This is a genomic window from Nocardia camponoti, from assembly GCF_014646135.1.
In the GTDB taxonomy this organism is placed as follows: Bacteria; Actinomycetota; Actinomycetes; order Mycobacteriales; family Mycobacteriaceae; genus Nocardia; species Nocardia camponoti.
On the sequence record NZ_BMMW01000002.1, the window covers coordinates 1167215 to 1193326 of the forward strand.

A 26112-nucleotide genomic window follows, 5' to 3' on the forward strand; every position below is an offset into this window, starting at 1 on the left:
CCGTAGCGGCCTCCCTGCGCGAACAGCCACGGCCGCGATCGTGCCACTTGTGGCGAAAGTGCCCGCCTGCGCGCGCCGTAGCGGCCTCCCTGCGCGAACAGATCTCCCGCCGTCCCAGCGCCCACCTCGAACAGGCCGTCCCGCCGAGCCGTCCCCGCTGCCGGCCCACACCGGCGACCTCCCGACCGCCGCAGCGCCCACCTCGAACAGCCCGTCCGCCGAGCCGTTCCCGCTGCCGGCCCACACCGACGACCTCCCGACCGTCCCAGCGCCCTCGAACAGGCCGTACCTGCGAAACACGGCGTGTCGCCCCAAAACGGATGGCATTTTCGTGCACGTTCGCGCCCAAACCCCCGAGTTCCAGCCCTCACCCCGCGAACCCGCACGAAAATGCCAATGAAACGCCGAACGCCCGAGCTGCGGAATCCGCTCTCGGGCGTGTCGTCGCGCGTCGCCTAGAACAGGCGCAAATCGTCAGTGCTCGTCGACATGATCCCCGTGCGCCGCGTGGCGTGACCGTCACGGATGGCATTTTCGTGCACGTTCACGCCCAAACCCCCGAATTCCAGCCCTCAACCCGCGAACCCGCACGAAAATGCCAATGAAACGCCGAACGCCCGAGCTGCGGAATCCGCTCTCGGGCGTGTCGTTGCGCGTCGCCTTAGTAAGAACAGGCGTAAATCCTCAGTGCTCGTCGAAATGATCCCCGTGCGCCGCATGGCGGTGACCATCGTGGATGTAATCAACGTGGTCATTGTGCGGCACCGCGACATGCCCGCAGCCCGGACCGTGCTGGTGGTTGTGGGCGGCGTGCTCCACGTGCGCGGTGATCTCACATTCGTCGAAGTGGTCGCCGTGTTCGCGGTGCAGGTGACCGTCGTGGACGTAATCAACATGGTCGCCGTGCGGAACCGCGACATGCCCACAACTCGGGCCGTGCGTATGGGTGTGTTCGGCGTGTTCAGCGTGTGCCGTTGTCATAGCTACCTCCGTTCGAATCGGGATGAAGCTCAAGCACCCCGAACCCTACGCGGCAGCCCCGTGCCTATAACACCTGGTCAAGGAAGCGACGCAGGCGCGGAGTCTGCGCATCATCGAAAAGTGCGTCAGGCGTTCCTGTTTCGACAACTTGTCCCTGGTCCATGAAAACCACGTTGTCGGAGACGCTGCGCGCGAATCCCATCTCATGCGTGACCACAATCATCGACATCCCGCCCGACGCAAGGTCGGCCATCAACGCCAAAATGCCTTTGACCAGCTCGGGGTCGAGCGCGGACGTGGCCTCGTCGAAGAACATCAGCTCCGGCTTCATCGCAAGCGCTCGCGCGATCGCGACCCGCTGCTGCTGACCACCCGACAGCGCACCGGGCCGCGCATCGGCCTTGTCGCCGAGTCCAACAATCTCCAGCTGCTCAACCGCCAACGCCCGCGCCTGCTCACTCGAAAGCCCATGCAATTTGCGCGGCCCAAGCATGATGTTCTCGGCAACGGTCTTGTGCGGAAACAGGTTGAACTGCTGAAACACCATGCCAATGCGTTGACGTAGCTTGTCGGGATTTTCGGTGAGCACCGATTTCCCGTCGAGCAGAATGTCGCCGGAATCGGGCTCATACAGCCGATTCAGCACCCGCAATAGCGTGGATTTACCCGACCCCGACGGCCCGATCACCGTCGTTGTTTTTCCCGCGTCGACCCCAATATCCACGCCACGCAAAATGTGGTTGCCGCCGAGCGTGAGGTTGAGGTCGGTGCCGGTGAGTGCCGCGCTCATGGTCACGCCCCTTCGGTGAGGATGGATTGTTCGAGCGGATCAATCGGCCGCGCGGCAGCGGGCTTTCCCGTGCGCATGCGTTTGTCGATGTAGTTCACCAAGTGGGTAAGCGGAATCGTGAGCACCAGGTACATCAAACCGGCCGCTACCAGCGGAGACAGGTTGCCGGTTTGCGCGTTGAGGTCGCGCCCGACGGCGAACAATTCCCGCTGCGAAGCAAGCAGGCCGAGGAAGTAAATGAGGGACGAGTCCTTGATGAGCGAGATGAACTGATTCATCAACGCGGGCAGCACCCGGCGCACACCCTGTGGGATGACGACCAGGATCATCGACTGCCGATAGCTAAAGCCAAGTGCCCGCGAAGCTTCGAGCTGACCCGGCTCAACCGACTGGATTCCCGACCGGAAAATCTCGCCAATGTAGGCCGCCGCGAGCAGCCCAAGCGCGAGCGCGCCAAGCCAATACGGATTACCACCGGTGATATTCCGCGTGACCGGACCAAGCCCAAGACCAACAAGCAAAATAATCACGACCGCAGGCAACCCACGGAAGATATCGGTATAAATTCGCGCAGGCCATCGCCACCACCAGTGCCGCGAAATACCCATCACCGCGAGCAACATGCCAAGCAGCGTGCCGAGCAATCCGGAACTCAATGCCAGGATGAGCGTGTTCGGGAGACCGGTTTTAATCAGCTCAGGAAGGGCTTCGCGGTAGAGCGACCAGTCGAAGAAAGTATCGCCAAGCTGCTGCAACGTCGACTTGGGCTGCGCTGCTGCCACCGGCGCGGACGATTTATTCTCAGCCGCTATCTTCGCGAAATCCGGAAGCTGCGGCGGCGGAACGGCTTTCGACCCGGGCTTCCACCCTGGCGGCAATTCACGCGGCACCCAATCGGTATAAAGGCGCGCATAAGTGCCGTCGGCGATAACCGCGTCGAGACCGGAATTGAGCGCGTCGATTAGCGGCTGATTAGTTTTCGCGACCGCGTACCCGACGAAATTGTCGAGACTAAACGTGTTCTGCGAGACGACCATTCCGTCGCCCGGCTTAATCGCACCCTCAGCCTGCGCCGACGGGGCGACCCATGCGTCGACCTGACCAGACTTGAGATTGGCGTACGCGGTGTTGTAGTCGGGGAACTTCACCGGGTCGAGGTGCAGTTGGTTGACGACGAACTCGTCCTGCACCGTGCCCTGCACAACCGCGATCCGACTGCTCTTCGTGAGATCGTTGAAGCTCTTAATCGAACTCTTCTGCGGCACAACGAGCGAGAAGTACCCGAAGTCGTAGCCGTTGGTGAACCCAACGAGCTGACGTCGAGCATCGGTGGTCGTGATGTTCGACGAACCAACATCGAACCGCTTGCCCGACACCTGCGCGAGCAACCCGGCGAACTCGGTGCCGGAGAACTCGATACGCAACCCGAGCTTGTCGGCGATAGCGCGCAGCAGTTCGTTGTCGAACCCGGTGAATACACCTTGGCCGTTGACGCAGATGCTGGGCGGCGCGTCGGAAAGCGTTCCGACAGTGAGCTTTCCAGGGCTGAGCAACCCCAGTTTGCTTGTGTCGATCGTGTCGATCGGCGCGGTTGTTGCCGTTGTGTACCGGTCGACACCCGCCGAGTCGGCACCAGCCAAGTTCGTTGGCGCCGCCGACGCGGCAGCGGGACCGGGCGGCGAACACATGTTGCGCGACGGCGTGTCGTCGTTGGAGCCGCAGCCAGTGACCGCGACGCCAACAGCCAGCAGTAACGCCGCTACCCTTGCTCTCGCACGCCCGGTTGCCATGAGACAAAACCCTAGCGGGTGGGTCCGACAAGTCGCGCTAACTCATGCGAGACCTTCGAGCACAGTTGGGTTGACCTCGTCGCGCCACTCGATCGCGTTGACCACTTCGGACAGGTCGTAGTCGGGCCCGCTGACGCCAACGGTGAACAGGCTCACGCCTTCTGCCCGCAATTTCTCGGCGTCGTCGCGACCCTGCCACTGCACCGACCGCTGGATCCGAGCAGCGTCGGTGCCGACGGCGGCGGCGTGCTCCGCGAGAATCGCATTCTTGCGACGCAGCGTTTCCACGTCCGAGAAGGAATGCCAAATATCGGCATATTCGGCGACAAGCCGCAGCGTTTTCTTTTCGCCACCACCACCGATGAGAATCGGAATGTGGCGAACCGGCGGCGGATTGAGCACTTTCAACCGTTCAGTAATGCGCACCATATTCTCGGCGAGTAGCTTCAAACGCGAACCGGCGGTGCCGAATTCATAGCCGTACGCGTCGTAGTCGCGTTTGAACCAGCCAGCGCCAATACCGAGGATGAGGCGTCCGCCGCTAATGTTGTCGACCGTGCGTGCCATGTCGGCGAGCAAATCGGGGTTGCGGTAGCCGCCGCCAGTCACGAGCGCGCCGAATTCGACCCGCTCAGTTTGCTCCGCCCATGCGGCCAGCATTGTCCAGCATTCGAAATGCGCGCCGTCGGGGTTGCCGGTTAGTGGGAAGAAGTGATCCCAGTTGAAAATGATGTCGACACCAGCGTCTTCAGTGCGCAGAACGGCGTCGCGAATCATCTGGTATTGGGGTGCGTGCTGGGGTTGAAGCTGGACTCCGATCCGAACGGGAAGGTTCATAGCTCCGAACCTAGCGCCAACCGGCCCGCAGTGCCGCCGCTATATTCGACGCGACCCCCTGTTCTCGGATCGTCCGGCACGTTCCTGCCGGGATGGGATGAAAGATCTACATGGCTCCAGTTACGTTCGACCGCGCGACCCGGCTCTACCCCGGCTCGACCAAACCCGCCGTCGACGCGCTCAATCTCGAAATCGCTGACGGGGAATTCCTCGTTCTCGTCGGCCCGTCCGGTTGCGGTAAGTCCACGTCGCTGCGCATGCTCGCCGGGCTGGAAGAGGTGAACGGCGGACGCATTCTGATCGGCGAAAATGACGTCACGCACGCCGAACCAAAAGACCGCGACATCGCGATGGTCTTCCAGAATTACGCCCTCTACCCGCACATGAGCGTCGCCGAGAACATGGGTTTCGCGCTCAAACTGGCCAAAGTCGACAAGTCCGAGCGCGACAAGCGCGTGCTCGAAGCCGCGCGGCTGCTCGACCTTGAGCCCTACCTCGACCGCAAGCCGAAGGCGCTTTCAGGCGGTCAGCGTCAGCGCGTCGCGATGGGCCGCGCGATCGTGCGCTCGCCGCAGGTATTCCTTATGGACGAGCCGCTGTCGAACCTCGACGCCAAGCTGCGCGTGCAGACCCGCACGCAGATCGCACAGTTGCAGCGTCGACTTGGCACGACGACCGTCTACGTGACCCACGACCAGGTCGAAGCGATGACGATGGGCGACCGCGTCGCTGTCCTCAAAGACGGCCTGCTGCAGCAGTGCGCGAGCCCGCGCGACCTCTACGGCGACCCGGCCAACGTGTTCGTCGCGGGGTTCATGGGTTCGCCCGCGATGAACCTGTTCACGCTCCCGGTTGCCGACGGCACCGTGACCGTCGGCGGCTACCCGATTCGGGTGCCGCGCGCGGTGGTCGACGCCGGGTCGGGCACGGTCGTGCTTGGCATCCGCCCCGAGCATTTCGACGTTGGTGACGGTGGGCTCACGATGGAGGTCGACGTCGTCGAGGAATTGGGTTCGGACGCTTACGTTTACGGCCGCGCGCTGTCCGATGGGTCGAACGGGCAGAGCGGGGAAAGTGTTGTGGCGCGGGTTGATTGGCGTCGTCCGCCCGCGAAGGGCGACGTACTGCAGCTGACGGCCGACCCGAGCCACGTGTACTTCTTCGACGCGACGGACGGTCGTCGACTGCGATAGATGCGGGGAGGACGTGACGGTCGGCGTGGTTAACGCGAAGAGCTAGCGTCCTTTCGGGCGCGGAGGTAGTCCGGGTTGGCTCGCACGCCGAGTCGCTCCAACGGCACCTCTTCGCCCTCAGCATTCCGCAATTCCGCCCGAACCGGCTCGCCGCTGTCCGCGTCGACGCGCAGCAGCGGGGCCGGGCCAGGCTGGAGGTACGCGTCGCCCCACTGCCACAGCGCAACAACTGCGGGCAGCAGGTCGCGACCCATCTTAGTTAACGCGTATTCGTACCTGGTTCGCTTGCCTTCTTCTTGATACGGCTGCTTGGTGAAGAGCCCGGCTTCGGTGAGTTTGCGCAGTTGCGCGGCAGCTGCGGCGTCGGTGATGCCAACGCGACGGGCGAATCCGTCGAAGCGTGTAGTGCCGTAATACGCCTCGCGCAGGATGAGCACCGCCGAACGCGTGCCGATGAGGTCCATCGCGCGAGCGATCGAGCAGCCCTCGGTGCTCCACTTATCCAGGTTTGCGAGCGGTCCTTCCATCACGGCAGCCATGTGAATCAGCATACTCTCACTTGAGTTGACCATAGTTAGCGCCTACTCTGACTTTAGTTCACTCGAGTCAGGAGAACATCATGCGAGAAGCTGTCATCGTCGAAGCGGTCCGCACGCCGATCGGCAAGGGAAAAGTGAACGGGGCGTTGCATGACGTGCACCCCGTCGACCTACTCGCCCACAGCCTGCGCGAAGTTGTCGAACGCACTGGAATCGACCCGGCGCTCATCGACGACGTCATCGGCGGAACCGTCACCCAAGTTGGCGAGCAGGCCGCCAACGTGACTCGCCGCGCGATGCTCGCCGCTGGTTATCCGGAATCGGTGCCCGCGACGACCGTCGATCGACAGTGCGGCAGCAGTCAGCAGGCCATCCACTTCGCGGCGCAGGGTGTGATCGCAGGCGCGTACGACGTGGTTGTCGCAGCCGGGGTTGAGTCGATGGGTCGCGTACCGATGGGCTCGAATCTCGTTGGCGCGACCGCCCTTTCGGGCGTCGCTTTCGCTGAGCGATACCCCGACGAGCTAGTCGGTCAGGGCATCAGCGCCGAATTGATCGCGGCGAAATGGGGACTCACCCGCGCGCAGCTTGACGAGTTCGCGCTGGGCAGTCACGAAAAGGCCGCGCGCGCAACGAAAGACGGGCTTTTCACGAACGAGCTTGCGCCGATCGCCGGGCTCGAAACCGACGAGGGCATTCGGGTCGGCTCGACGTTAGAAACGCTCGGGAAACTGCGCCCCGCGTACTTCGATCCGGCGATGGCTGAGCGGTTCCCGCAGATCGGTTGGGAGATCACGGCCGCGTCGGCGAGTCAGGTGAGCGACGGTAGCGCGGCGGTGCTGATCATGTCGGCCGAAAAGGCAGCTGAGCTGGGGTTACGCCCGCTGGCTCGCCTGCACAGTTTCGCCGTTGCTGGCGACGACCCGCTGCTCATGCTCACCGCGGTCATCCCCGCTACGCGCAAGGTGCTGGCGAAGGCCGGCATGAGCATCGACGACATCGACCTGTTCGAAGTGAACGAGGCGTTCTCCCCTGTGGTGCTGGCTTGGGCGCAGGAAACTGGTGCTGACCTGGCGAAAGTCAATGTGAACGGCGGTGCGATCGCGATTGGTCACCCGTTGGGCGCATCTGGCGCGCGGCTCACAACGACGCTGGTCAACGCGCTGCACCAACGCGGTGCGCGCTTCGGTTTGCAGACGATGTGCGAGGCGGGCGGGTTGTCGAACGCGATGATTATCGAGGCGCTGTAGAAGCGTTGTCCTAGGCTCGGGCGGGTGATCACCGACCTTTTTGTGTACGCGATTCCGTTGCGCACTCGCTTTCGCGGGATCACCGTGCGCGAGGGGATGTTGGTGCGTGGCCCGCTCGGGTGGGGCGAATTCTGCCCCTTCCCCGAGTACGACGATCGCGAAGCTGCCGGGTGGTTGGCGACAGCGATTGAGCAGGCGGTAGTTGGGTGGCCGATGCCTGTGCGGGACCGGGTTGCGATCAATTGCATTGTGCCAGCGGTTGATCCGATCAAGGCCGCCGCTCTGGTGCGTGCGTCCGGGTGTGCGACCGCGAAAGTGAAAGTGGCCGATCACCCGGACTCGCTCGCCGAAGACATTGCTCGCGTTGCCGCGGTGCGGGAAGCGCTTGGCGACGACGGCGCGGTGCGTATCGACGCGAATGCGGCCTGGGATGTGCCGACCGCCGTGCATCACCTCGCCGAATTAGACCGTGCCGCAAGCGGATTGCAGTACGCGGAGCAGCCGTGCGCGACGATTGAGGAACTTGCGCTCGTGCGCGCGGAGTCGTCGGTGCCGATCGCGGCCGACGAATCGATTCGGCGGGCGGAGGATCCGATGCGAGTGGCTGTCGCGGGGGCGGCCGACGTTGCCGTCTTGAAATGCACACCGTTGGGCGGTGTGCGGCGGTCGCTTGAAGTTGCCGCTGCGGCGGGCTTACCAGGCGTTATTTCGTCGGCATTAGAGACGAGCGTCGGGCTGTCGGCGCAGTTGGCATTGGCTGGTGCGCTGCCATCGCTCGAATTCGCCTGCGGTCTCGGCACTCTCGCACTCTTTGACGGCGACCTTGTCGATAATTCACTGCTTCCGGTCGACGGTTATCTCCCGGTGCCACTAACCCCACCCGACCCGTCACCTGCGCTTATGGAGAAATACGCCCACCCCGACTCTTCGCGCACTGAGTGGTGGTTACGTCGATACGACCGGGTCAGCGCCTTACTTGAGAAGTGAAACGCGGCTGCTCCGTTGGTATTTTCGTGCAAGTTCGCGCATTGAGTGCCGAAAACCGCGGTTAAGCCCTCGAACGCGCACGAAAATGCCATTTAATTAGCCCACGAAACGACACTTTGCGAGCCCGCCGACCGGGAAAAGCTATCCGGGCGCACTCAGCAAACTTTGGGGCCCGTTGCCAGACCGGCGCAGCCAACGACCTGGGCGAACCTCGCTGTCGCGCTGACCGTGGGTTCAGCCGACTTTCACCCCGGAGCGCATGGGTGGCGCGAGTGTCCGACCCACCCGGCGCACCCTTACCTGGGAATGCTTCGCTGGCGTACCCGCGCACCGACGTGCCAAGGCTCAGCCGATCTTCACCCCACACCCCGCATAGGTCGCGCGAAGCAACAGCGCCGCTTCCGGCCCGACTACACCATCAACCAATTCCACATAGCGCGAACAGAATTCGGGGCCGTGTGCCGCTTCCGTCCCCGTCGCCAAATGGTGCGCGAGTTCGTGCAAAACCACTAGTTCTCGCAAAGCCCAGCGACCATCACCCTGCACAGGAATCGCAAGCACCGCCGACTCAAGTTCATAATGCGCGGCAGAAACGCCTGCGCGCGCACGAACGCGAATCGCACCCGGATTCCATTGTGCGACAACCCAATTCAACGCGAGGACCCGATCGCAATAGTCCTGCACCGAATCAACCGATGCGAACCGGCGCTCTACCGTCAGCGTCAACTGCGATCCGAACACCTCGACGGTCCGAAATCCTGACTCGTCGGCCCGATCAAACGCCCCACGTACGAGCTGCTCAGCGTCATAAACCTTGGCCCGCTGCACGTCGCGCGGCCGTTCACCCACCCAACTGCCCCTTCGCACCAGGCAGTTCCGGCGACATCCCCAATCGCGCCGATCGCCCCGCCTTATCCCCCGCCCGGCGCGCCGCCGCCGAATGTCCCGTCGACGCCTGCGGACCACGCCACGTCCCCCGCGCCTCCGACGTCGCGCGGTAGAAGTCCGTCAACGCGACCTCTTTATCCCGCAACGCCAACGCCGTCTCCGCCCCAGACGCCCCCGCCGACCCGGCACCATCCCGGTCCGACGTACCGAACCCTGCCCCACGCTCCTGACCTGCGGCCCCAAACTCCGCTCCGCCGTCCAGCCCCGCGGCCCCTGGCCCTCCCCTGCCATCCCGACGCGACGCGCCGAACTCCGCCCCGCGGTCCTGACCTGCGGAACCATCTCCCCCCGAAGCGCCCGGCTCCGGCCCACCACCTTGACCAAAGGAGCCTTCCGCGCCACCCCGACGGCTCACCCCAGCACCAGACCCCGCAGCACCCGGAACACCCCCCGTCTCCTCCGCAACAACCTCAGCCCGCGCTTCCGCCAACCGCACCCCAACCCGCGACGCGAACGCCATCTGAAAGTTCAGCCGCGCCGTCACCGCGGCAACCGGCGCCTCAACCCGACGCCGCACCGTACGGCCAAACCGCTTCTCCACCACCACTTTTGACACCGTCGCCTCGCGATAAGCACCAGACTTGATGAAGTGATCCGAAGCCCGCACCATCTGCACGATCAGCGACGCGTACAGCGCCTCGCAGGCGTCGATGTCGGCGGCGAACCCGTACGCGTACACCTGCGTGGACGTGCGCGCGACATCGCAGCGCACATCATTCGCCGAAGCGATCGCCACAAATAACTGCACATACGTGCGCAATCCTTTGCGGCCCGCTTCGCCAATCGGAATGATCCGCTGAATCGGCGTCGCGCGCTTTTCGCGGCCCGCGATGTGCGAGCGCGCGACGGCCAAGTCGATCGACGATTTCGTGGCAAGTCGCTGCGCAGCGGCCATAAACGCCTCGGCCTCGTGCTCGTTGTCGGTGGCTTCGGCCTTGCGTAGGAGCCCGCCGATTCGGGTGAGCATGCGGTCGGGTGCGGACACCCCGTAGAGCCTACCGAGCGCCGATTACTCCCAACTGTTCGCCGAGACTCCTCAGACGCGCCCGCTCAGCCCGTGTATGTTGACCCCTGCACCCGCACAGGTGTGCTGCTGCTCACGTCTTGACCCTGGAGTGTCCGCGATGGCCTTGAAGTTTGTCCCTAGAGCGACGATGGCTGCTGCCTCGATTGCGCTGCTCACCGCGTCGTTCGCAAGCGGCTGCTCAAGCGACTCCGGCGGTAACGCGCTTGAGTCGAACCTGACCGGTCGCGGGCCGATCACCTACGTCGAAGGTAAGGACACCACCGAGACCGGTGTCGTTCGTCAGCTGATCGACCGTTGGAACGCCGCGCACCCGAACGAACAGGTGACCTACAAGGAGCAGTCGGCCGACGGCACCCAGCAGCACGACGACCTAGCCGAGCACTTCCGCGCGAAGCAGGACGGCTACGACGTTGTCGCCCTCGACGTGCCGTGGACCGCCGAATTCGCCGCCAAGGGCTGGGTCCAGCCGCTTGAAGGCAACTTCGCGATCGACACCGCGCCGCTGCTCGCGCCGACCGTCGCCAGCGCCACCTACAACGGCAAGCTGTACGCGGCACCGAAGAACACCAACGGTGGCCTGCTGTACTACCGCAAGGACATGGTTTCCGAGGCACCGAAGACCTGGAGCGAAATGCTCGGTCAGTGCCAGGTTGCCCGCGACAACAACGTTGGTTGCTACGCCGGTCAGCTCGCGCCTTACGAGGGCCTGACCGTGAACACTTCCGAGGTCATCAACGCTTTCGGCGGCAGCTTCGTCGGTGCCGACGGCAAGACCCCGACCGTCAACAGCCCGCAGTCCAAGGCTGGCCTGAAGGTGCTCGTCGACGCCTACAAGAGCGGCGACATCCCCAAGGAAGCCATCACCTTCAAGGAAGGTGAAAGCGCGAGCGCGTTCCAGACCGGCAAGCTGCTGTTCCTGCGCAACTGGCCTTACCTTTACGCCCAGGCCAACGCTGACGGTTCGGCGGTCAAGGACAAGTTCGGCGTCGCCCCGCTGCCCGGCAACACCGGCACCGGAGCGTCGACCCTCGGTGGTTACAACGCCGCGATCAGCGCGTACTCGAAGAACAAGGCGACCGCGTCGGACTTCGTTCGCTACCTGATCAGCGAAGAGGCGCAGCAGATCATCGCCGCGGGCGCGCTGCCGCCCGTGCGTGCCTCGCTGTACGACGACCCGGCCCTGATCGCCAAGATGCCGTACCTGCCCGCGCTCAAGGAATCCATCGCGTCGGCTGTCCCGCGTCCGGTCACCCCGTTCTACCCGGCGGTGTCGAAGGCGATCCAGGACAACGCTTATGCTGCCCTCAACGGCACTAAGTCCGTCGACGAAGCGGTCGCCGGCATGCAAAAGGGCATCGAGACCGCCGGTTCGTAGCGTCACCAGCAGCGGACCCGACCAGACCGTAGGAGAGTTAGACGGTGTCGGATCCTTCGGGAGCCAAACAGCGTGAAAGGAGCCGATCGCGTCGCGTTTACGACGCGATCGTGCACCTGATTAGCGCGATCCTCTTCGCACTAACGCATCCCCAGCAGACCGGACGTGCATGCTACCGCGCGTTTCGGGCCGAAATGCAGCGGTCGGGCAAGGCGTGGCTGTTCATCTTGCCGGTGCTCGTCGCGTTGGCGCTGGTCATTGGCTACCCGGTAGCTTCGGCCGTCATCATGTCCTTCCAGAAGGACTCGGGCATCGACCCAGCGACGGGCATGTTCGTCGAAGGCGGCAACGCTGGGTTCAGCAACTACACGCATTGGCTTTTCCAGCAATGCAATACGCCCGGCGGGCTGATCGATTGCCCGACCGGCACGCTCGGTTCGCAATTCTGGGCGGCGGTCGGGATCACGCTGTTTTTCGCCGTCATCACCGTGACACTCGAGGCGACGCTTGGCCTCGGCATGGCGATGGTGATGGGCAAGTCGTTCCGTGGGCGCGCGTTGCTGCGCGCCGCGGTGCTGATTCCGTGGGCGATTCCCACCGCCGTCACCGCGCGGCTGTGGGAGTTCATGTTCCAGTACGACGGCGTGGTCAACCGCGTGCTCGGCACCCACATTTTGTGGACGACCGACCCGTGGGCGTCGCGTTTCGCTGTCGTCCTCGCCGACGTATGGAAGACGACGCCCTTCATGGCCCTGTTGCTTTTGGCTGGGCTGCAAGTGATTCCGGCCGACGTCTACGAGGCGGCGAAGGTCGACGGCGCGTCAGCGTGGCAGCGATTCATTCGAATTACGTTGCCGCTCTTGAAGCCAGCGCTGCTTGTCGCGATCCTGTTCCGCACGATGGACGCGCTGCGCATGTACGACCTACCCGCGATCATGATGCTCGGCAATCCGTCGACGACGACGCTGTCGATCCTCGTTGTTGACCAGACGCGTTCGGGCACCAACAGTGCCGCCGCGTTGTCGACGATTACCTTCCTGCTGGTGTTCGCGATCGCATTCGTGCTCGTAAAGGTGTTGGGCGCCAACGCTGTTCGCACGCAGGAAGAACAGCGGAAGGCCGCCTGATGAAAAAGTCTTTGACAACGGCGCGGCTGTACCTTGGCGTGCTGATCGTGCTGGTGTGGGGCCTGGGCCCGTTCTACTGGATGACGGTCGTCGCCTTCCGCGACCCGAACTTCACCTTCGACAACACCCCGTGGCCGACGCACGTGACGCTGTCGAACTTCACCAACGCGTTCGATACAAGCCGGGGCAATGACCTTGGTCGCGCGTTGGTCAACAGCGCGATAATTGGTTCGGCAACAACAGCTTTGGCGCTATTGCTCGGCGTGATGGCCGCATACGCGTTGGCGCGCATGAACTTCAAGGGCAAGTACTTCGTTTCGGGGCTAATTCTGTCGGCGTCGATGTTTCCCGCCGTCGTGCTGGTGACGCCGCTTTTCCAGCTCTTCACCGACATCGGCTGGATCGGCCACTACCAGGCGATGATCCTGCCGAACATCTCGTTCGTGCTGCCGATGACCGTCTACATCCTCGCGTCGTTCTTCACCGAACTGCCGTGGGAACTCGAAGAGGCGGCGCGCATCGACGGGGCGAGCAAGTTCCAGGCGTTCCGATTGATCATGCTGCCGCTCGCCGCGCCCGCGGTGTTCACCACCGCGATTCTCGCGTTTATCGCCTCGGTGAACGAGTACCTGCTCGCGCAGTTGCTCTCCGACGACAAGACCGCGCCGGTCACGGTCGCCATCGCTGGCTTCTCCGGTAAAGACCCGCTGATCACGCCGTATGCCGAGATTATGGCGGCGGGCGTGATCGTCACAGTTCCGCTGGTGATCATGGTCTTGGCGTTCCAGCGCAGGATCATTTCGGGCCTGACCGCCGGTGGCGTCAAGAGCTGACGTCCCAGAACGTGTCACCGACGACGGGTAGACTCCGATAAACCTGAGCTCTTCCTGTCGTCGGAAGGAGTGGTCTTGGCTTCCGAGCGTGGCCGAAAACCCGACCGCGACGAGCCGGGGTACTCATCGATCGCCGGATTCACCGACCCGATCGACCCACTCCATCGCGAGGCGATGCGCAAAGGTGCCGCGCGGCGCGCCCAGGCCCGCCGACTAGCGGCTGAGGACGAACAAGAGCCGCTACACGACCATCCGCGGCGGCCACGTCGCACTCGAATGCAGCGGTTTCGCCGGTTGGTCCTCGCGCTTTTCATCGTGTTCTTCTGCGTGCCAGCGCTGCTGTTTTTCGCGGTGTATTGGAGCGCTGACATCCCGGAACCGGGCGAGGTTGCCGTTGAGCAGCCCGCGATTATCTACGCCTCTGACGGCACCTCGGTGCTCACCAAAATTATTCCGCCGCAGGGCAATCGGGTACCAATCCCGCTCAGCGACGTGCCCATCCCAGTACGCGACGCGGTACTCGCCGCCGAAGATCGCAATTTCTACACCAACCCCGGCTACTCGACCAGCGGCTTTTTGCGCGCGGCGCGCGACAACGTGCTTGGCCACGACAACGCGGGCGGCGGCTCGACCATCACCCAGCAGTACGTGAAAAACGCCTTCCTGAGCTCTGAGCGCACGATCACCCGCAAAATGCGGGAGTTGATCATCGCGGCGAAGATGTCGCGACAGTGGAGCAAGGACGAGATTCTGTCGGCCTACCTCAACACGATTTACTACGGACGCGGTGCGTATGGGATCGCGTCGGCGGCAACGGCGTACTTCGGCAAACCGGTTCCTGAACTCTCGCTCGCTGAAGGCGCGGTGCTCGCGTCGCTGATCCGGTCGCCGTCGATTTTGGACCCCGAAACCCACGGCGACCAGCTGCGGACCCGGTGGGAGTACGTGCTCAACGGGATGGTCGAGATGGGCGTGCTCGCGCCAGGCGACCGCGACGCGACGATCTTCCCTGCCATCATCCCGGCTAGCGACGTCCCAACGGACACAACGCAATTGGGCCCCGAGGGCCTCGTGCGCGCGCAGGTGCTCGCCGAATTGCGGGCTGCTGGGTTCACCGATACCGACATCAATACCGGCGGTTTGCAGATCACGACAACCATCGACCTCGCCGCGCAAAACGGCGCGCAAGCCGCCGTGCGCGGGTCGACGGCGTGGCAACCTGCGGAATTGCGGTCGGCGGTGGTGTCGATCGATCCGCGAAGCGGTGCGGTGCGCGCGTATTACGGCGGCGAGGACGGGCTTGGGTTCGACTTCGCGCAAGCGCCGTTGCAGGCGGGGTCGTCGTTCAAGGTGTTCGCGTTGATTGCCGCTGTGCGCCAAGGTATTCCGATCACGCGCAACCTCGACAGTTCGCCCATTAAAGATCGCAACACCACCATTACGAACGTCGGCAACGAGTCGTGCGGGCAGTGTTCGATGGCCGAAGCGCTCAAACGCTCGCTCAACACCAGTTTCTACCGGCTCACCATGACGATGGGCGATGGGCCGAACGCCATCGCGAGCGCCGCGCACGACGCTGGCATTCCCGAATACATCCCCGGCCTCGACTACGAGACACTCACCGAAGCTGGCGCACCGCCGCTCAACGGAATTGTCTTGGGCCAGTACGAGGTTCGCGCGATCGACATGGCGTCGGCCTATGCGACGATCGCGGCCGACGGGGTTTATCACCAGCCCTACTTCGTCCAGAAGGTCACCACCAGTTATGGAGAAGTGTTGCTGGACAGGGGAATTCCAGAGGAGCGCGTTGGCCGTCAACCGGACGGCCCCGACCAACGCATCACAAGTGGAGTCGCGCGGGCGGCGACGCAAGCGATGTTGCCGATCGCGGCTTATTCGAATGGGCACGCCCTCGCCGACGGGCGGCCGTCGGCGGCCAAAACGGGCACAACGCAGTTGGGCGACACCAAGTTCAACAAGGACGCGTGGATGATCGGCTTCACGCCGTCGCTGTCGACCGCGGTGTGGGTTGGCACCGAGAATCCGCAGCCGCTCAAGAACGGGCGCGGTGCTGACATTTACGGTTCCGGGCTGCCGTCCGACATCTGGAAACAGACGATGGACGCCGCGTTGGCCGGGACCCCGATCGAACAGTTCGACGTCGCGCCACTGCCCGAACCAACGCCGCCGCCGGCACCTTCGCGCGGGTTCGACATTTTCAATCCACCAACAACGCGGCGCACGCAGCCACCGATGATCATCATTCCGCCACCGCCGACGATGCCGTTCGCACCGTCGCAACCGGACGAGTCACCGCCGCCCACCGAGCCATCTCAGCAGGAAGAATGGTTCCCAGGGATTGGTGGAAACGGTGGTCGATAGATCACGGATTGGCCACCCGGACCCAGCCGTCACGGCGACGTGGCAACATCGTTGGCCACAGCGCGAACCGCCCGAGTTCGAAATCTGTCGTAGGGATACGGGAGGATAGGCGCTGAGCGACGATGAGACCGACGACCAGAAGACGCATAGGGGCTACGCAGGTGGATTTCAATGTCGTTGACCGTCCAGAGACGCTGATCGCTGGCACTGTGCTGCGCAGCCCAGCGCTCGCGGTCGAAGGGCCGCGCCGGGCCAAGGTGGTTGAGGCGTGGCAGCACCTGCGCGCGCGTGAGTTACCGGGGCCGTATGCCACCGGGTATGTGGATTTCGCGCCGGAGATCAACTCCTACCTCACCCACATCGCCGGTTATGAGTGCAAAACCATCGCCGACCTCGCGCCCGGCGACGTGCTCGCCACGATCCCCGCGGGTCGGTACGCTCGGTTCGTCGCGAGTGGCGACGATTTGGGCGACACGATTGTCAGCGTTTGGCGTCGGGTTTGGGACGCTGAGGCGTCGGGTTTGTTGGACCGCGCCTACACGGGCGATTGCGAGCAGTACCCCGATGAACGAACTGTCGAGGTGTTCGTCGCCTTGGCGCCAGAAGAGGGTGGGCAACAGCAGTGACAGTGGATTTCGAGATCGTGACGCTCGACGACAGTTTGGTCGCTGGGCTCACCGTTCCGTTGGCGGGCCGCGAGGTCACCGCACGCGACCTCGACCTGGTCAATTTCACCTGGGACCGCTACCTGTCGCGCGACAAACCCGTGCAGCGCGTCGCCGCCTACGTCGGCCAAAACGACCACGCTGTCGCGGTTTTGGGCTACGAAGTCACCGGCTTGTCCGACGTCGACACCGGCGACGTGATCACCCGAATCCCCGCGGGCCGCTACGCGAAGTTCGTCGTTTCGGACAAACCGTACGACCTGCTGCGCACGGCATGGGCGCAGGTGATCAAGGCGGAAAACTCCGGGACAATCACCCGAAGCCACCGCGCCGAAATCGAGCGCTACACGGGCCCAACGAGCGTTGAGGTTTACGTGTCGTTGGATTGAGCATGAAAGCTGTGAGATAGCCAAAGTCCAGGGCGGCACGCTTGAGCTAACCGAGGGTGGCAGCCACACCAAGGCCAAGATCGGCGAACGCCAGACGGTCATTCCGCGACATAGTGAAGTGAATGAGATGACCGCCAAGGCGATTATCAAGCATATGAAGGGCTAGCCAGATGGACGTCACCGCGAACGCGACCCGCAGCGGCGAATGGTGGGCCGTCTCCGTCCCGCAGATCCCAGGCCTCTTCACCCAGGTCCGTCGGCTCGATCAGATCGAAGCGATGGTGCGCGACGCAGCCGACACTCTGGGCCTCAAGATTGGCGCAGTAGCCATAAACGCGGACGTCGATTACGCCGACCGGGCTGATCTCGACAAAGTACGCGATGGATTGCGAACACTAGAGCAGTTGCAGGCTGAAATAGCTGCTCGCAGCCGCACCCTCGCCGCGAGGCTCCGCGCAGAAGGGCTCTCGGTGCGTGATGTTGGAACGCTCATGGGCATATCGCCTCAGCGGGTTTCGCAGCTCACCGCTTAACGCGAAAAGCCGGTGTCACCCATTCGGGGGACACCGGCTTTGTTCGTTTGTACTTACTCAGCGCCGATGATGAACGCTTCCAGTTGCTGGCGCGCGACGTCGTCGGCGATCTGCTTCGGCGGCGACTTCATCAGGTACGCCGACGCGGGGATCACCGGGCCGCCGATGCCACGGTCGAGGGCGATCTTCGCGGCGCGAACCGCGTCGATGATGATGCCCGCCGAGTTCGGCGAATCCCACACCTCAAGCTTGTACTCAAGGTTGAGCGGGGCGTCGCCGAAAGCGCGACCTTCGAGGCGCACGTATGCCCACTTGCGGTCGTCGAGCCACTCGACGTAGTCCGACGGGCCGATGTGGACGTTGCGGTCGTGGACCTTGCCTGCCAGCGCGCCGGTGAGGTTCGACGTGACGGCCTGGGTCTTGGAAACCTTCTTCGACTCAAGACGCTCGCGCTCAAGCATGTTCTTGAAGTCCATGTTGCCGCCGACGTTGAGCTGGTAGGTGCGGTCGAGCACCACGCCGCGGTCTTCGAACAGCTTCGCCATGACGCGGTGGGTGATGGTGGCACCGACCTGCGACTTGATGTCGTCGCCGACGATCGGGATGCCAGCGTCGACGAACTTCTGCGCCCACTCCGGGTCGGAAGCGATGAACACCGGAAGGGCGTTGACGAAGGCGACACCCGCGTCGATCGCGCACTGCGCGTAGAACTTGTCGGCCTCTTCCGAGCCGACCGGCAGGTACGAAACGAGCACGTCGACCTTGGCGTCCTTGAGCGCCTTGACCACGTCGACAGCCGGGAGTTCCGACTGCTCGATGGTGAGGGCGTAGTACTTGCCGATGCCGTCGAGGGTGGGGCCACGCTGGACCGTCACGTCGGTGGGCGGCACATCCGAGATCTTGATGGTGTTGTTCTCGCTGGCGAAGATGGCCTCGGCCAGGTCGAAGCCGACCTTCTTGGCGTCGACATCGAACGCGGCGACGAACTTCACGTCCTTGACGTGGTAGGGACCGAACTTCACGTGCATGAGGCCAGGAACAGTGGCGTTCTCGTCGGCGTCCTTGTAGTACTGCACGCCCTGTACCAGCGACGACGCGCAGTTGCCCACACCGACGATCGCGACGCGAACTTCGCCGGACCCAACCTTGTTGACATCACTCATGGCCGCTCTTTCCCTCTTTCTGTGGTGCCGCCTTCGTCGATTGCTCCGCCGCAATCAACTCGTTGAGCCAGCGCACTTCGCGCTCGCTTGATTCCAGCCCAAGCTGGTGGAGTTGGGAGGTGTAGCGGTCGAGCGAGCCAGAAGCCCGTTTGATCGCTTCCCGCAACCCTTCTCGACGTTCCTCGACCTGCCGCCGCCTGCCTTCGAGAATGCGCATGCGCGCTTCCGCTGGCGTGCGACTGAAAAAGGCGAGGTGGACGCCAAAGCCGTCATCGGTGTAGTTCTGCGGACCGGTGTCGGCGAGGAGTTCGTTAAACCGTTCCCGCCCGACCGGCGTGAGCCGGTAGACGCGACGCGCCCGGCGCGCGGTTGCGCCGTCCGGAATTTCCTCGGCGATCAGCCCGTCGGCCTGCATTCTGCGCAGCGTCGGGTAGAGCGAACCGTAGGAGAAGGCCCGAAACGCGCCGAGCAGCCCAGTGAGCCGTTTCCGCAGCTCATAGCCGTGCATGGGCGCGTCGAGGAGCAGTCCGAGAATCGCCAGCTCAAGCACGCGACCTCACCCTCCTCTATATCGCGGGACCTAACCGATGGATGCGAGTTCCCACTATATCGGCCCGATACATCCGCGTCTACGAGTTGGTTGTCACTTCCGTGCGCGTACGGCCCGAATCACGAGATCGGCGTTGCCTTCTCGCGCTGATTGATCGGTGAGAACGCTGTGATGGCGAAAGCCACTCGGGCGATGCCGCCACCAGAGCGCGCTCACCGAACGCAACTACTTAGCTATCCCGCGATCGCGGTGCGGCCGTTCGGGATTTGTGGGCTGATCTGCCAATTGCGGTGGTAGACACGCTATTCGACACGCGGGCGCGATTGCGTTTCGTTCGCGCAAAGGAGTACGGGCGCAACCGCCGCCACCTCTCAAGGTCCGAGGTCCCAGGCGTGCGCGCCGCTGCTAGCTCGGGTAAACGCCTATTGGGGCGCCTGCGAAAGAGACCTTCACGTAGCCGCGTGAAACGTCGGAATCCTTTACGTACAAGCTGATTTCGGCGTCCGGGTCCTTCTTCGAGCTCGGGTCGAGGCGGATTAGCGCGTACGCCACTGTCGCGCCTGGCGCGTACAACGACGTGGGCGCGCCGCGGTACACGCGGGCGTAGGTGGCCAAGTCCACCTTCGCGAGGTCGAACGAGTGCGCGAACTTGCGGGTATCGCGGCCCGACGACGCGAAATCGCCGCGGAACGTGTACGAACTGCCAGCGCGCGAGAACGACGCGTAGCGCGGGTAGAGGGTCACATCGTCGGCCGTTGTCTCACCGAATTCGGCGCGATACCGGTCTAGAAAGTAGGAAAGGCCGTCGGCGGTCGTCAGGTCTGGGTAGTCAGGCTTCGCTACCCAGTCGACCACCTTCGCCGACACAAAACCCAAGCCAACAGCCAACGCGCACGCCGCGATGAACGCGACCGGTTTACGCCAACGCGGGGCCTGCGTGCCGCGAGCCAGCGGGGTGGCGGCGAAATCGTGGGGCAGTTGCAGGTCGCCGATCTCACGGTCCAGGTCGGCGAAGGTTTCCGCGCGCATCGCCCGAGCCGTGCGGGCCGCGTGCTCAGCGGCGGTCAGTTGCTCGTCGGCGAGGGCCGCGTCGATCACGCCGCACGCGTCGGCGCGGTCGGAATCCCGGGCGCGCAGCGAAGGCTGCTTCTTCGACATCTATGCCTCGAACGGGTAAGCGCGCAGGATCTCGCCCGACAGCGCGGTGGTCAGATGGGCGGATTGCCGCAGGTCATTGCCCACATACACGCTGATCTTCGGGCCTTTGCTCGACGAATCGATGTCGATGGTGAAGTGCTGAATCTTGCCGTCAGGCACACGCAATGTGGTGGCGGCCGACTTCAACGTTGCCGCCAGCGCATCGGTGTTGACCTCGGACAAGTCGATCGCGACGACGTCGCGCTTGCGCGCGCTCACCTGGTCGCCACGGTCGTAGCCGCCGCGATAGAGATAGCTGACAGACACATCGTCGCGGCCCTGCGCCGAACGGGTGAGCGACGCGTGCTCGGGGTGGAAGGTAATGCTGTCGACCTTCGCGTCGCCAAACGTTGACCGCAGGCCGTCGCGGATGTGGATGAAGCCAGCGATCGTTGTCGGTGATGGTGTCGGAAAAACCAGCGGCGCTGGGTTCGCGTACTTGGCCGGACCGACCGTTTCCTCGCGCACCAACTGCGTTCCGACGATGAAGCTCGCGACGATGGAGACGATGGCCGCGACGAGCAATAACCCCCTGCGATTCGAGTCGCGCGGTTTCGCGGGCGCTTTCGGTCGCTTCTGAAGATCGGCGACGAGCGTCGCTAAGTCACCCAATGTCTTTGCGCCGCTTGCTAACTCAACGGCGGCGGCGTGCTCGTCGGCATCAAGCTGGCCGTCCGCACGGCCGACGTCGAGCGCGGCGATAGTGGCGGCGCGGTCAGTTGCGCGGGCGCGGGTGCGTGGTGGATAGGCCGAATTGCCGCTCGTCGCACTGGCGCGCCGCGACGACCCGGGCGACCCGAACACCTCAGGCGACTGGAGGTCGGCGGTTAACGCGGACAGTTCGCCCAACGTCCGCGCGGCACCCGCGCGCGCGATTCGCACGTGGTACTCGTCGGCGCCTAGCTGGCCCTCCGCGTAGGCCGCGTCGAGCACCGTTGACGTGTTCGCGCGATCGAGATCACGCGCGCGCACGTTCGAGTGGCTCGACGACGGTCGAGAGTTGGCTTTCGAGCTCACAATCCCTCGCCCACATGACAGTTTTATCGACAGCATGTGGAGTTTACGGTCGCGTTGACGAACCTGTCTCGGCAAGAGGCGGCGCGAGCGGCGCGGCAAACGGGACGCATCATGTAATTCCGGTATCGTCGCAGGTCCAACCACGATCGCGCCTGGCCGTCAGGGGTGTCGACAGCCCGCCAAACGCCGGTCGAACGTGAGCCTGATCGCACCATGCCACGGGCACCTGTCGGCGTTGCCCGCTACTCTGGTCCTCGTGCGAATTCAACGGCAAGTGGTCGACTACGCGCTCCGGCGCCGGTCGCTGCTGGCCGACGTCTACGCGGGAAGGGTCGGAGTCGCCGAAGTGTGCGACGCCAACCCCTACCTACTCAGGGCGGCAAAATTCCATGGTCGCGGCAGCGAAGTTACCTGCCCGATCTGCCGAAAAGAGCAACTCACCTTGGTTTCGTGGGTGTACGGCGAAGGGCTCGGCCAAGCGGCTGGCTCGGCGCGCACTCCCGCGGAACTGGTGCGAATGGCTGAATCGAACGAGGAGTTCTCGGTGCACGTGGTCGAGGTCTGCCGGTCGTGCAGCTGGAACCACCTGGTGCAGTCGTATGTGCTCGGCTCGGCACCCGCGCCAGTTCGTCGTCGGACGGGCACGAGAGCGGGTCGGCGTAGCGCCGCAGAGTGAAGCACCGTTTGCGAGGTGCGCGAGATCCGCGCCGGAACACTCCGGCGCGGCGTTCGTGCGTCGAATGCAACCAAGACAGTTATGGAGATCTGGTAAGTGAGCGTTGATCCGCAGGGCGGCCGTCCCCCGGGCCGGAATTCACAACCCGGTATTCCTCCACAGCAGGGCGCGCCGCGTCGACCGATGCCTGCTCAGGGTGGGCCAGCGAACCCGCGCGGGCCAGTGCCGCCGCGTGGTCCGCAGGGTGAACCCGGTGGTCCGCGTGGTCCGCAGGGCGAGCCTGTCGCGCGTGGCGTCAACCCGCGTGGTCCGCAAGACCCCACGGCACGCGGCGCGGCACCCGCACGCGGCCCGCAGCCTGGGAACCCGCGCGGTCCCCAAGACCCCGCAGCTCGCGGTGCGGCTCCCGCGCGCGGTCCGCAGGGTGAACCCGTCGCGCGAGGTGGCAACCCGCGTGGTCCGCAGGACCCGACCGCCCGTGGTGCGGCTCCGGCGCGCGGTCCGCAAGATCCGGCCCGTGGTGCAGCGCCCGTGCGTGGCCCGCAAGATCCGACCGCCCGTGGTGCAGCCCCGGCGCGCGGCCCCCAGGGCGCTCCCACCGTGCGAAGCGGCGACGGCCGTGGCCCGAATGCTGGTGCACCGCAAGGCAATCCGCGCCAGGGCGACCCCGCGTACGGCGCGAATCCACGCGGCCCGCAGGGTGATTCCACCGTGCGAAGTGGCGATGGCCGAGGGCCGAATGCCCGTGGCCCACAAGGTGACCCACGCGGTGGCGCACCCGTTCGTCGCCCCGGCGGTCCCGGTAGCGGTCCGATCGGCGCGCCCGGTGCACCCGCGAACGCGACGCAGAAACTTCCCCGGCCCGGCGGCGAATCCGCGCGGGCCAATGACAGCGCGGGTCGAAACGCCTACGGCGCGGGCGCTGGTGTCGATTCGGGCCGAACCACACGCAACGCCGCTGGTGCGGCAGCAGGCGCGGGCGCGGGCGCATTCGCCCAGCGTCCGGGTTCCGACGCCAACCCAGACGCACGCGCGGGATTCAGCCAAGCTCCCGGCGCAGGTCCGCGTCGTGCGGGCGCTGGCACAGGCGAGCGTGGCGTAGTCGGCCAGCGCGCAGGTGCGGCGACCGGCGAACGCGGCGTTATCGGTGGCCGCGCGGCGACCGGCGAACGCGGCGCGGTCAACGCCCGTTCCGGCGCAGCCGCCGGACGTGCGGGCACCGGACCGAACGACCGACGCGGCGGCGCGGGCGGCAACCCGCCGCCCAACGGGCCGCGCAATCGTGGTGACGGCAACGGGGGCCCAGGAGGTAGTGGAGGCGGACGAAAGATGCCGTGGAAGGCCGTGCGTCGCACGCTTTACGTGTTCATCGCTCTCGCGGTGATCGTGCCGAGCGCGGTGTTCCTCGTCGCCTACTCAACGGTGTCCGTCCCGAAGCCGGGCGACCTCGAAACCAACCAGGTCGCAACGATTTACGCTGCCGACGGCAGCACCGTGATTTCGAAAGTTGTTCCGCCACAAGGAAACCGGACCGAGGTTGGGATCGATCAGATCCCGCCGCATGTCCGCAACGCCGTGATCGCCGCCGAAGACCGCGACTTTTACACCAACCCCGGCTTCTCGGCGACGGGCTTCGCGCGCGCTGTGCGTGACAACGTCCTCGGCAAGGAAAGTGCTGGCGGTGGCTCGACGATCACCCAGCAGTACGTGAAGAACGCGCTCGTCGGCGACGAGCACTCGCTCAGCCGTAAGGCCCACGAGCTGGTCATCTCGATCAAGATGGCGCAGCAGTGGAGCAAGGAAGAAATCCTCGCCGCCTACCTCAACACCATTTACTTCGGTCGCGGTGCTTACGGCATCGACGCCGCGGCGAAGGCGTACTTCGGCAAGCCGGTGAAGGAACTGTCGGTCGCCGAGGGCGCTGTACTCGCCGCGACGATTCAGCTGCCTTCGCTGCTCGATCCGGAGAAGAACCCGGAAGGCGCGAAGTCGCGGTGGAATTACGTGCTCGACGGCATGGTCGCCGGTGGCAACCTGTCGGAGACTGAGCGCGCCGCGATGCAGTACCCGCAGGTCGTCACGCTGGCGTCGACGGTTGATAAGAGCCAAGACGGCGGTCCCGAGGGCCTGATCAAGCAGCAGGTGCTGCGGGAACTGTCGGCGGCTGGCATCAGCGAACAGCAGCTCAATACCGCTGGTTTGCAGATCACCACGACGATCGACGAGAAGGCGCAGGCCGCGGCGGTCAAGGCCGCGCAGGGCAAGCTTGAGGGTGAGCCCGAAAACCTGCGCACCGCAGTCGTTTCCGTCGATCCACGCTCCGGCGCGGTGAAGGCGTACTACGGCGGCAACGACGGTCAGGGCTTCGACTTCGCCAACGCCGGCTTGCCGACGGGTTCATCGTTCAAGGTGATTGGTCTTGCGGCCAACCTGGAAATGGGCATCCCGCTTTCGCAGATGTATGACAGCTCGCCGCTCACCATTCACGGCGTGAAGATCAGCAACGTTGAAGGCGAACAGTGCGGCATGTGCACCATCGCCGAGGCGCTCAAGCGGTCGCTGAACACCAGCTTCTACCGCATGGAACTCGACATGCAGAACGGCCCGCAGAAGATCCGCGAAATGGCCTACAAGCTGGGCATTCCGAAGACGCTGCCGGGCATCGGCGACACGCTGACCGAGCCGGGCGGCGCTGGCCCGAACAACGGCATCATCCTTGGCCAGTACCAGTCGCGCGTGCTCGATATGGCGTCGGCGTACGCGACGCTTGCCGCGTCGGGTACCTACCACGCGCCGCACTTCATTTCGAAGGTTGTCACCGCTGACGGTCAGGTGCTGCTTGATCGTGGCGAAACCGCTGGTGAGCAGCGGGTGAGCGCGGCGGTCGCCGACAACGTCACGGCGGCGATGAAGCCGATCGCGGCGTGGTCGCGCAACCACAACCTCGCTGGCGGTCGCGAGTCGGCGTCGAAGACGGGCACCAACCAGCTCGGCGACACTGGCGCCAACCGCGACGCGTGGATGGTCGGCTACACCCCGTCGCTGTCGACGGCCGTATGGGTCGGCACCGAGCAGGGCGAGCCGCTCAAGACTTACAACGGCGGCATGATCTACGGTTCGGGCCTGCCTTCCGACATCTGGAAGGCGACGATGGACGGCGCGCTCGCTGGCACGCCGAACGAGACGTTCGCCAAGCCCGCCCCGATCAAGGGCCAGGCTGGCGTGCCGGAGTGGACCGCGCCGTACACGGCTCCGTCGACCACCGAAGCGCCCGCGCCCGCCCCGGTTGTTGTGCCACCGCAGACGCTCGCACCGGGAATTGTGTTGCCCGGCTTCACTATTCCGGGTGCGCAGCCCGCCGCGCCGCCCGCACCGAAGGACCCGGGCCCGATGCCGGGTCAGCCGACGGCGGGTAATACGCCGGGTGCTGGCGGGAACGGAAATGGCAACGGCGGCAATGGAAATGGTGGGCCGAGCAACCTCGGTGGTACCGGTAATGGATTCGACGGGGCAGGCGGAACCGCTGACCTCGGCGGCCCCAGCGGTCCTGCTGGAGCGGGCGGAACGGGCGCGAACGCCGGTGGGACGACAAGCCCCGCCCCGGTCACGCCGATCAAGCCCGCCGGGGTGGGCGGCACGGGTCTGACCCTCGAACCCAACTCCGCCCCGGCCCAGACCGACGCCGGCGCAGTGCCCGTCCCCCGCAACCCGGCCGCACTGCAGGTCGAACCCACCGCTGCCGTGCCGACTCAGCCGGTCACCACCGCGCGACGCCCCGCCGCGTTGGAGATTGAACCCGCCGCCGCGACGCCAACCGACGCCGTGCCGACGCCCGTCGGCTAACCACCGGTAGCCTCGGCTGT

Annotated in this window: 22 protein-coding genes and 1 pseudogene; 12 read left to right on the plus strand and 11 right to left on the minus strand. The window is 64.7% G+C overall.

The window, feature by feature from the left end; translation table 11 throughout:
* Nucleotides 1–684 precede the first annotated feature (684 nt).
* From IEX78_RS13335 to IEX78_RS13350, 4 genes are all read right to left on the minus strand, one after another.
* Complete coding sequence (locus IEX78_RS13335) at nt 685–981, minus strand: hypothetical protein (protein WP_188829204.1); 297 nt, start codon at nt 979–981, stop codon at nt 685–687.
* A 64-nt stretch (nt 982–1045) separates the two neighbouring features.
* A complete protein-coding gene (locus IEX78_RS13340) occupies nt 1046–1771 on the minus strand; it encodes an amino acid ABC transporter ATP-binding protein (RefSeq protein ID WP_188829205.1) in 726 nt (241 codons plus the stop codon).
* A gap of 2 nt (nt 1772–1773) precedes the next feature.
* A complete protein-coding gene (locus IEX78_RS13345; RefSeq protein ID WP_188829206.1) occupies nt 1774–3561 on the minus strand; it encodes an ABC transporter substrate-binding protein/permease in 1788 nt (595 codons plus the stop codon).
* A 42-nt stretch (nt 3562–3603) separates the two neighbouring features.
* The gene (locus tag IEX78_RS13350) at nt 3604–4398 is read right to left on the minus strand and encodes an LLM class F420-dependent oxidoreductase (RefSeq protein WP_188829207.1); all 795 of its coding nucleotides are present in this window, start codon (nt 4396–4398) and stop codon (nt 3604–3606) included.
* Between the two features lie 110 nt (nt 4399–4508).
* On the opposite strand from IEX78_RS13350, the gene IEX78_RS13355 reads away from it, so the two are divergent.
* A complete protein-coding gene (locus tag IEX78_RS13355) occupies nt 4509–5591 on the plus strand; it encodes an ABC transporter ATP-binding protein (RefSeq protein ID WP_188829208.1) in 1083 nt (360 codons plus the stop codon).
* A gap of 29 nt (nt 5592–5620) precedes the next feature.
* Here the strand turns inward: IEX78_RS13355 and IEX78_RS13360 are convergent, their stop codons facing one another.
* Nucleotides 5621–6130, minus strand: coding sequence for a winged helix-turn-helix transcriptional regulator (locus tag IEX78_RS13360; RefSeq protein WP_229683931.1), 510 nt, complete (start codon nt 6128–6130; stop codon nt 5621–5623).
* An 80-nt stretch (nt 6131–6210) separates the two neighbouring features.
* Here IEX78_RS13360 and IEX78_RS13365 point away from each other — a divergent pair, with 80 nt between their 5' ends.
* Together IEX78_RS13365 and IEX78_RS13370 are read left to right on the plus strand one after the other, a co-directional pair.
* Nucleotides 6211–7380 carry a thiolase family protein gene (locus tag IEX78_RS13365; protein WP_188829210.1) on the plus strand — a complete coding sequence of 390 codons (1170 nt, stop codon included), beginning with the start codon at nt 6211–6213 and terminating at the stop codon, nt 7378–7380.
* A gap of 9 nt (nt 7381–7389) precedes the next feature.
* Nucleotides 7390–8367 (plus strand): annotated as a pseudogene (locus IEX78_RS13370) (o-succinylbenzoate synthase); the annotation flags it as partial.
* Between the two features lie 345 nt (nt 8368–8712).
* Here the strand turns inward: IEX78_RS13370 and IEX78_RS13375 are convergent.
* Both IEX78_RS13375 and IEX78_RS24750 read right to left on the minus strand, forming a co-directional pair.
* Complete coding sequence (locus IEX78_RS13375) at nt 8713–9216, minus strand: TIGR04338 family metallohydrolase (RefSeq protein WP_188829211.1); 504 nt, start codon at nt 9214–9216, stop codon at nt 8713–8715.
* Nucleotides 9209–10300 carry a DUF2786 domain-containing protein gene (locus IEX78_RS24750; RefSeq protein ID WP_229683932.1) on the minus strand — a complete coding sequence of 364 codons (1092 nt, stop codon included), beginning with the start codon at nt 10298–10300 and terminating at the stop codon, nt 9209–9211. Before IEX78_RS24750 ends, IEX78_RS13375 begins: the two co-directional genes overlap by 8 nt.
* Before the next feature lie 169 nt (nt 10301–10469).
* Between IEX78_RS24750 and IEX78_RS13390 the strand changes: the two genes are divergently transcribed.
* The 7 genes from IEX78_RS13390 to IEX78_RS13420 all read left to right on the plus strand — a co-directional run bounded on the left by IEX78_RS13390 (nt 10470) and on the right by IEX78_RS13420 (nt 17646).
* Nucleotides 10470–11717 (plus strand): ABC transporter substrate-binding protein, encoded by a 1248-nt coding sequence (locus tag IEX78_RS13390; RefSeq protein WP_229683933.1) that lies wholly within the window; start codon nt 10470–10472, stop codon nt 11715–11717.
* A gap of 194 nt (nt 11718–11911) precedes the next feature.
* Entirely contained in the window at nt 11912–12844 is a 933-nt protein-coding gene (locus tag IEX78_RS13395; protein WP_188829575.1) for a carbohydrate ABC transporter permease, read from the plus strand.
* Nucleotides 12844–13677, plus strand: a complete 834-nt coding sequence (locus IEX78_RS13400; protein WP_188829213.1) for a carbohydrate ABC transporter permease — start codon at nt 12844–12846, stop codon at nt 13675–13677. Before IEX78_RS13395 ends, IEX78_RS13400 begins: the two co-directional genes overlap by 1 nt.
* Nucleotides 13678–13746: 69 nt before the next feature.
* Nucleotides 13747–16059 (plus strand): transglycosylase domain-containing protein, encoded by a 2313-nt coding sequence (locus IEX78_RS13405; RefSeq protein ID WP_373291582.1) that lies wholly within the window; start codon nt 13747–13749, stop codon nt 16057–16059.
* A gap of 161 nt (nt 16060–16220) precedes the next feature.
* Nucleotides 16221–16685 carry a GyrI-like domain-containing protein gene (locus tag IEX78_RS13410; RefSeq protein WP_188829214.1) on the plus strand — a complete coding sequence of 155 codons (465 nt, stop codon included), beginning with the start codon at nt 16221–16223 and terminating at the stop codon, nt 16683–16685.
* Nucleotides 16682–17113, plus strand: a complete 432-nt coding sequence (locus tag IEX78_RS13415; protein WP_229683934.1) for a GyrI-like domain-containing protein — start codon at nt 16682–16684, stop codon at nt 17111–17113. The genes IEX78_RS13410 and IEX78_RS13415 overlap by 4 nt, the downstream gene beginning before the upstream one ends.
* A 170-nt stretch (nt 17114–17283) precedes the next feature.
* Entirely contained in the window at nt 17284–17646 is a 363-nt protein-coding gene (locus IEX78_RS13420; protein ID WP_188829215.1) for an XRE family transcriptional regulator, read from the plus strand.
* 53 nt (nt 17647–17699) lie between these two features.
* Here IEX78_RS13420 and IEX78_RS13425 read toward each other — a convergent pair whose 3' ends face one another.
* The 4 genes from IEX78_RS13425 to IEX78_RS13440 all read right to left on the minus strand — a co-directional run bounded on the left by IEX78_RS13425 (nt 17700) and on the right by IEX78_RS13440 (nt 21573).
* Nucleotides 17700–18809 carry an inositol-3-phosphate synthase gene (locus tag IEX78_RS13425; protein ID WP_188829216.1) on the minus strand — a complete coding sequence of 370 codons (1110 nt, stop codon included), beginning with the start codon at nt 18807–18809 and terminating at the stop codon, nt 17700–17702.
* Nucleotides 18802–19359 carry a PadR family transcriptional regulator gene (locus IEX78_RS13430; RefSeq protein WP_188829217.1) on the minus strand — a complete coding sequence of 186 codons (558 nt, stop codon included), beginning with the start codon at nt 19357–19359 and terminating at the stop codon, nt 18802–18804. Before IEX78_RS13430 ends, IEX78_RS13425 begins: the two co-directional genes overlap by 8 nt.
* Before the next feature lie 405 nt (nt 19360–19764).
* A complete protein-coding gene (locus IEX78_RS13435; protein WP_188829218.1) occupies nt 19765–20517 on the minus strand; it encodes a DUF1707 domain-containing protein in 753 nt (250 codons plus the stop codon).
* Complete coding sequence (locus tag IEX78_RS13440; RefSeq protein ID WP_229683935.1) at nt 20518–21573, minus strand: DUF1707 SHOCT-like domain-containing protein; 1056 nt, start codon at nt 21571–21573, stop codon at nt 20518–20520.
* A 256-nt stretch (nt 21574–21829) separates the two neighbouring features.
* On the opposite strand from IEX78_RS13440, the gene IEX78_RS13445 reads away from it, so the two are divergent.
* Nucleotides 21830–22249, plus strand: a complete 420-nt coding sequence (locus tag IEX78_RS13445; protein ID WP_188829220.1) for a DUF5318 domain-containing protein — start codon at nt 21830–21832, stop codon at nt 22247–22249.
* Nucleotides 22250–23578: 1329 nt separating this feature from the next.
* The gene (locus IEX78_RS13450; protein WP_188829578.1) at nt 23579–26092 is read left to right on the plus strand and encodes a transglycosylase domain-containing protein; all 2514 of its coding nucleotides are present in this window, start codon (nt 23579–23581) and stop codon (nt 26090–26092) included.
* Nucleotides 26093–26112 lie beyond the last annotated feature (20 nt).

Excerpts from the sequence above, each read along its gene's own strand:
- IEX78_RS13335 (WP_188829204.1), bottom strand. The coding sequence starts at position 981 with ATGACAACGGCACACGCTGAACACGCCGAACACACCCATACGCACGGC.
- IEX78_RS13340 (WP_188829205.1), bottom strand. The coding sequence starts at position 1,771 with ATGAGCGCGGCACTCACCGGCACCGACCTCAACCTCACGCTCGGCGGC.
- IEX78_RS13345 (WP_188829206.1), bottom strand. The coding sequence starts at position 3,561 with ATGGCAACCGGGCGTGCGAGAGCAAGGGTAGCGGCGTTACTGCTGGCT.
- IEX78_RS13350 (WP_188829207.1), bottom strand. The coding sequence starts at position 4,398 with ATGAACCTTCCCGTTCGGATCGGAGTCCAGCTTCAACCCCAGCACGCA.
- IEX78_RS13355 (WP_188829208.1), top strand. The coding sequence starts at position 4,509 with ATGGCTCCAGTTACGTTCGACCGCGCGACCCGGCTCTACCCCGGCTCG.
- IEX78_RS13360 (WP_229683931.1), bottom strand. The coding sequence starts at position 6,130 with ATGGCTGCCGTGATGGAAGGACCGCTCGCAAACCTGGATAAGTGGAGC.
- IEX78_RS13365 (WP_188829210.1), top strand. The coding sequence starts at position 6,211 with ATGCGAGAAGCTGTCATCGTCGAAGCGGTCCGCACGCCGATCGGCAAG.
- IEX78_RS13390 (WP_229683933.1), top strand. The coding sequence starts at position 10,470 with ATGGCTGCTGCCTCGATTGCGCTGCTCACCGCGTCGTTCGCAAGCGGC.
- IEX78_RS13395 (WP_188829575.1), top strand. The coding sequence starts at position 11,912 with ATGCAGCGGTCGGGCAAGGCGTGGCTGTTCATCTTGCCGGTGCTCGTC.
- IEX78_RS13400 (WP_188829213.1), top strand. The coding sequence starts at position 12,844 with ATGAAAAAGTCTTTGACAACGGCGCGGCTGTACCTTGGCGTGCTGATC.
- IEX78_RS13420 (WP_188829215.1), top strand. The coding sequence starts at position 17,284 with ATGGACGTCACCGCGAACGCGACCCGCAGCGGCGAATGGTGGGCCGTC.
- IEX78_RS13425 (WP_188829216.1), bottom strand. The coding sequence starts at position 18,809 with ATGAGTGATGTCAACAAGGTTGGGTCCGGCGAAGTTCGCGTCGCGATC.
- IEX78_RS13435 (WP_188829218.1), bottom strand. The coding sequence starts at position 20,517 with ATGTCGAAGAAGCAGCCTTCGCTGCGCGCCCGGGATTCCGACCGCGCC.
- IEX78_RS13450 (WP_188829578.1), top strand. The coding sequence starts at position 23,579 with ATGCCGTGGAAGGCCGTGCGTCGCACGCTTTACGTGTTCATCGCTCTC.